Source organism: Desulfonatronospira sp., from assembly GCA_003563255.1.
In the GTDB taxonomy this organism is placed as follows: domain Bacteria; phylum Desulfobacterota; class Desulfovibrionia; order Desulfovibrionales; family Desulfonatronovibrionaceae; genus Desulfonatronospira.
In genome coordinates this window covers 1-5,115 of the sequence record PWSL01000280.1, presented here as the reverse complement: position 1 = coordinate 5,115, position 5,115 = coordinate 1, and the positions used below count along the sequence as shown (strand labels likewise).

The 5,115-nt window shown below is 46.4% G+C and carries 7 protein-coding genes and 1 pseudogene; all 8 read right to left on the bottom strand.

All coding sequences use genetic code 11. From position 1 onward, the window contains the following. Positions 1-233: pseudogene (locus QZP87_RS08230) on the bottom strand (hypothetical protein); the annotation flags it as partial. A gap of 394 nt (positions 234-627) precedes the next feature. After that, positions 628-1,068, bottom strand: a complete 441-nt coding sequence (locus QZP87_RS08225) for a DUF3800 domain-containing protein (RefSeq protein WP_291322441.1) — start codon at positions 1,066-1,068, stop codon at positions 628-630. 179 nt (positions 1,069-1,247) lie between these two features. Beyond that, positions 1,248-1,523, bottom strand: a complete 276-nt coding sequence (locus tag QZP87_RS08220; RefSeq protein WP_291322440.1) for a DUF3800 domain-containing protein — start codon at positions 1,521-1,523, stop codon at positions 1,248-1,250. Positions 1,524-1,822: 299 nt separating this feature from the next. After that, positions 1,823-1,981: a topoisomerase DNA-binding C4 zinc finger domain-containing protein gene (locus tag QZP87_RS08215; protein ID WP_291322439.1), complete on the bottom strand. Its 159-nt coding sequence runs from the start codon at positions 1,979-1,981 to the stop codon at positions 1,823-1,825. A 62-nt stretch (positions 1,982-2,043) separates the two neighbouring features. After that, complete coding sequence (locus tag QZP87_RS08210; protein ID WP_291322438.1) at positions 2,044-2,538, bottom strand: hypothetical protein; 495 nt, start codon at positions 2,536-2,538, stop codon at positions 2,044-2,046. Positions 2,539-2,656: 118 nt separating this feature from the next. Beyond that, the gene (locus tag QZP87_RS08205) at positions 2,657-3,367 is read right to left on the bottom strand and encodes a DUF4276 family protein (RefSeq protein ID WP_291322437.1); all 711 of its coding nucleotides are present in this window, start codon (positions 3,365-3,367) and stop codon (positions 2,657-2,659) included. Further along, positions 3,361-4,617 (bottom strand): AAA family ATPase, encoded by a 1,257-nt coding sequence (locus tag QZP87_RS08200; protein ID WP_291322436.1) that lies wholly within the window; start codon positions 4,615-4,617, stop codon positions 3,361-3,363. The genes QZP87_RS08205 and QZP87_RS08200 overlap by 7 nt, the downstream gene beginning before the upstream one ends. A 66-nt stretch (positions 4,618-4,683) precedes the next feature. Continuing rightward, positions 4,684-4,908, bottom strand: a complete 225-nt coding sequence (locus QZP87_RS08195; RefSeq protein WP_291322435.1) for an HTH domain-containing protein — start codon at positions 4,906-4,908, stop codon at positions 4,684-4,686. Positions 4,909-5,115 lie beyond the last annotated feature (207 nt).

Genomic DNA, 5,115 nt, shown 5'->3' with positions numbered 1-5,115 from the left:
GAGAACTCAGGCAGACCCATTTGGCTAAGTGGAGGAAAAGGTACCTTCCCCGGGACGACAACCACCTTTGCTTGCACAAGCAGCTCAGCCGGGAAGACATTTTTAAGCCGGGGAAAAGAAAAGGTGTCTACCGAAACTGCAGCGGGCCGGTTTTGTTCCAGGGTATGTTCAATCCATTCCCGAACCGTGGGCAGAGCGGAACGGAATTTGTGCATGAGCTCGACTGAATTCATGTTAAACTCTCCTCATCCTGGACAGGCTGCCTGTTTGGGTTCGGACCTGGCTAATCTACTGAATTTCCGATGGATAAGTTCCAAAACAGACCGTCTAAAAATGGACACTGTAAGAATAAGCCGGTTGGCCAATAAGGGTGATCCCACTCTGTTCCCCGGGTATTATCAGAAAAGCCTTATATTAACTCAAATTCCGGCCAAGTAACCATTTTTTGGTGGGAATTACAAGAAAAAAGATCTCCAACAGCACTTCATAAAATTTTCGTTAGCCTTGAGTTAGTTGGCAACAAATGTTGACAACACCGTATACAAGATATAAATTGTTAATTAACAAAATGGACTGGGAATGCCCGGTTGGCGTCTGGCCTTGGTAAATACCGGGGCCTTTCGCTTTTTATGGGAACACCTTTAGTCCCCAGCCGTTTACATGGCCCTCAGGATTTCGCCTGAATTTAGTTTCAACAATATCATACGCCCTGTTTGGTTGATCAGGTTTCAGAATTTTCCTTCCTATTGGCCTGGCAATCAAATCAACAAGTTGAAGTCCTGCCGAATTACATCTCTTATCGGCAAGTATAATATCAAATGGCAGTTGATGTCCTGTTACGTTCCGGCTGCAAAGTCTACGAAACTCCAACTCAAGATCTTTATCCTCCTTTTTGCCTCTACTTTCAAAGAGAAAGAAAGTCACACCAGCATTGCACCCTAAACTTTTCAAATGCAGAAAAATTCTTTCCAAGCCAAACCCCAGGGCGATATTGTAAGGATTCCCAGGAGTTGAATACTTCCTGTTGAGCTTATCTTTTCTGATGGGTATCTGTTTAGCGCTTTGCATGTGGCATGGGGACTGGCTCTTCCGGGACCCACTTGTCCCAGAAATCGAGTCATTTTGAGCACAAAATGATGCTAAAGTGGGTCCCGGAGTGCCTGTCCCCTGCTTTCCTTAAAAGCGCTAAACAGATACTCTGATGGCACTTGCCACCAGTTCGAACTGACTTTGCTCAACCATGGAGTTCAGATCGTCATAAAAGGTACACGTATATCTTTATTTTGCAGGATATTGAAGGGACCTTTAGCTTTACGTATATCGTGTTCATGAAGAATGACTTGATCGTGTCCAAAATATTTAAATTTGAATTTAATGATCGCAGGAGCAACACTTTCAGCGTATACTATCTTTGGAAACAGACAAAAGGCTAAAATAAATACCGGGTAGTTTGAATCTACTGATTCAAGTCCGTGATCACCACTTTCATCCACAAAAACAATGTAATCATCAAAGTTAGCCATTAAGTACTCTTCCCATGCTGTTTTGGGGCAGATCCCAGCTAATCTATTGAATTATCTATCGATATCTTTAAAAACAGGCCGTTATTCTGCCTTAGAACGTCTGTTACACCCTCAAAATGGGCACTGTAAGAGCCTGCCGGGTACCAGCGCATTCTCCTGACCTCATCCTGCTCCCTGAATATTATCAAAAAAGCTTTTTTGAGGCGTGCATGGGTATTTATTAAATCAACTTAACAGCCTGCTCAGGCCCGGCCCCATAAGTGCCGGCTGCCCGTAAAGACTTTCACATGGCCGGTTTTTCAGGCGATGTTGGCTGTGCCCCTGCACCGGGGATATCTGGAGCATCCCCAGAACTGACCGTTCTGGTCGCCGCCCTTTTTGGACCGGCGCAGGACCATTTCACTGCCGCACCTGGGACAGGCGATGCTGTTTTGTTTCTCCCTGACTGCTACCTGCACCTGCCTGGCATACGCCCTGTTAGTCTGGAAAGAAGGACTGTGCCTGCCCTCGTCTATACTGTCTATTGATGCACATGAATCAAACCAGTTCTCTCAAGAGCCTCGAGCAAATCTCTACGCTCCCTCGCCAACACCTTGAGGCGACGTTTCTTATATGGCTTGACTTTGGCGACATCAAGAACCAGAGAAGCCAAGTCAGCTATCCGCGAATTATCTGCCGCCGACAGTACACGAAGTCTGGCAATATTCTTGTCCGATATGTGTGATTGCCTCATAAAACCGAATATCTCTTCTTCCTGTTCAATGGCCTCCCGATCCGCCTTTGGCATCTTCGCGCAATCATTGCACACATGAATCCGATGTCCGTTGCCAGAAAACCTCTCATTTGGTCTTGTTCTTCCGCATAGTCTGCAGTAATGCCCCATGTTCTTTCCTGCGGCTAACATGAAAAATATCCCTCCAGATCTGCAAAACAGCTTTATGACCCTTTTAAACCAAGATTCCATCAGCAGGCAGAGAGTCAGATTGAGTATCAAGATGTCATGATACGTCTGCAAAAAGTCTCTTTTACAGACGCAGTTGACAGTTGACAGAAAAATCAAAGAGTTAGAAAAATACGTTCAGGGACTAAAATCAACTTTTCGACTTTTTGCAAGTGCGTCAGGATAATTAATTTCATAACAAAATGCTTTTCAGTCTGTTCCACCAACTGCGAAACAAAGGACACTTGGCGCAGACATTTTCAGGGTCAATACCAGGCAGCATTTCCGGGGTATGTCTGGCCTTGGAGAAAACAATGTCCCCTTTGTCGGAAATATTTATACTCGCTTCAACAATGCATTGGGATAGTTTTTTATCGCAACTGTCTTTTTCAGGATCATACTGCCCAAAGGATTCCGGTTTAGAAAAATCAACACCATCAGTCTGGGCCAGCCTGTATTGCATGGCTTTCTGTCTTTTGCCTGAAAATGATGGGTGCACGGAAAAAGTATTGCCCCAGTCACTGATCAGCCATGCTTCTATTTCAGGAGATGCAAATCCAATGCAGTAAGGTGTATGTTGACCCAAACAGTCGAAGATCGGCTTCTGCAGGCTTAATGTGGCTTTATCAGAATCTCGGCAATCGAGATCATCCAGTACCAGAATAAGATCACAAAGGCTTTCTTTGCTCAAGGACTGTGCCAGTCTGTTTTTAATTTCCCTGGCCAAGGATCTTCCTGTTTTACCGTGAGAAGCAGTTAAATATTTACCTGGTTTGGCACCAGGCTTTTTTCTGACCGGGGTTTTGCGGTCAAAGCGAATACCGGGAGAAAAGTGCTTCTCTAAAAAGGGGATAAGCGCCCGTATTTCTGATTCGCCCCCGCCGGCAAACAACCAGACTACCATGGCCATCCTCCAATATCCGGATCACCGATCCGGTAAAGATCGCCCAACTCCCAGCCTGCATTTAATTGATCTTTGAGCATGTCATGGGAAAGCCTTGTCATGGTGAAAAGTCCTTTGTGCTCAGTTTGTTTGAAACACGCCACGTCCTCAAGGCGCTGGGTGAACCTGTCAAGAAGCTCAGGGCTGTGTGTGGAGATAATGACCTGAGTTTTTTGCGCGGCCTCGCAGATCCATTCATACAAAGCCGGCATCCAGGCAGGGTGCAGACCTAGTTCCGGCTCTTCAATCACCAGCAGTGATGGCGGATGAGGCGAAAGAAGTATGACCGCCCAGCAAAGCATGCGCACTGTTCCGTCTGATATTTCGGAGAGAAAAAATGATTCGCTTTGACCTGTAAAATGCCATTCAAGGGATAACCTGAGCTGTCCGGTGCGTAAGGGTCGAACTCGCCTTGTGTCAGGAAGAATGGTCCGCATGGCCAGATTTAGGAGCTCTTCGAAATCAAAATCTTTTTGAAAAAGATTCTCCATGACCAAAGGAAGATTTTCCCCGTTTGGAGACAAAAGCAAATCACTTCCTCCGATCTTGGGCGCAGCATCCCGGATTGCCCCTAGATTCATGTTGTTGGCATTGTAAAAATGCCAACCTCTGACTGCCTCTACAAGAGCTCTGCGGCTCTTGAAAAAAGGAATATGGTCCGGTGGATATGAACTTTCTTCAAGAAATTTTGGCAGCTTGACAAGCCCCAGTTCCCTGGTGGAAACTTCTGCGAAGGGCTCAAGGTGTGTTCTCGAATCCTGTCCGGGAGAATCGTATACGGAGACAACGCAAGTTCCTTTATGCCGGTCATGACACTTAAAGTAAAAAAAGGGGTCCGCGATTGCATCGGCCAGATGCTCCGTGCTGACATTCACTCCTGTTTTCAGAATGTCAAGCTCCAGATCATAGCGCAATCCTTTGGGGAAAGCTTCAAAATCAAATTCAAAGCCGAAATAAACCCTTTCAGGCATAGAAAGATGTCCACTTAAAATCCTGGACTCCCCGAGCATGGTCAGGGCTTGATCCGACTCCATGTCACCCCCTTCCCAAGGGCCTGCCGGTGCCAGTGCTCGGTGAAAAAACTCCAGAACAGAGATATAGTTGCTTTTGCCGCAACCATTGGGGCCGATGAATAGATTGAGCCTGTTAAGTTGGAACCCCTCAGGAACAAACAGGTTTTTGTAGTTGCGTAAATACAGATTTTTGAACATTTCCTACCTCTATTTATAAGGGACAGGTTCTTTAAGTTGACTCTTAAAAGGTGCAGGGCCAGGATTTCAGAAAGGTTGAGCCGGACATCGGGCAGAGTGATGTTGGGAAGTTTCAATACATAATCTGCATCCATTTTCCATAGTTTTCGACCTGCCCATTTCCTGGATATCGTCATAAACCGGAAAACCCAGAGCCTGGATGATGTCCAGGAGCCGGTAAACGCTCCTACGGTCGATATCCAGGGCTTCCGACATGCGGTTTATGGTGCTGCCTCCCGGCTGGCTGAGCAAATCCACGGCCCTTAGGCGCTTAGCACAAATTTCGAAACAACATGTTGTTGCATTTTCAAAGAAAGCCAGGAGGTATCGCCCACGGAACACACGGAAGGGCACGGAAATTTTACCTCTCGTTCCCAGGCTCCAGCCTGGGAACATTTAGTTCTTGCGGCTCCAGCCGCTTACCTCTCGTTCCCAGGCTCCAGCCTGGGAACATTTAGT

What these genes read in the sequence shown, in the direction of transcription:
- QZP87_RS08205 (WP_291322437.1), bottom strand. Translation starts at nt 3,367, where the DNA reads ATGGTAGTCTGGTTGTTTGCCGGCGGGGGCGAATCAGAAATACGGGCG.
- QZP87_RS08200 (WP_291322436.1), bottom strand. Translation starts at nt 4,617, where the DNA reads ATGTTCAAAAATCTGTATTTACGCAACTACAAAAACCTGTTTGTTCCT.
- QZP87_RS08225 (WP_291322441.1), bottom strand. Translation starts at nt 1,068, where the DNA reads ATGCAAAGCGCTAAACAGATACCCATCAGAAAAGATAAGCTCAACAGG.
- QZP87_RS08220 (WP_291322440.1), bottom strand. Translation starts at nt 1,523, where the DNA reads ATGGCTAACTTTGATGATTACATTGTTTTTGTGGATGAAAGTGGTGAT.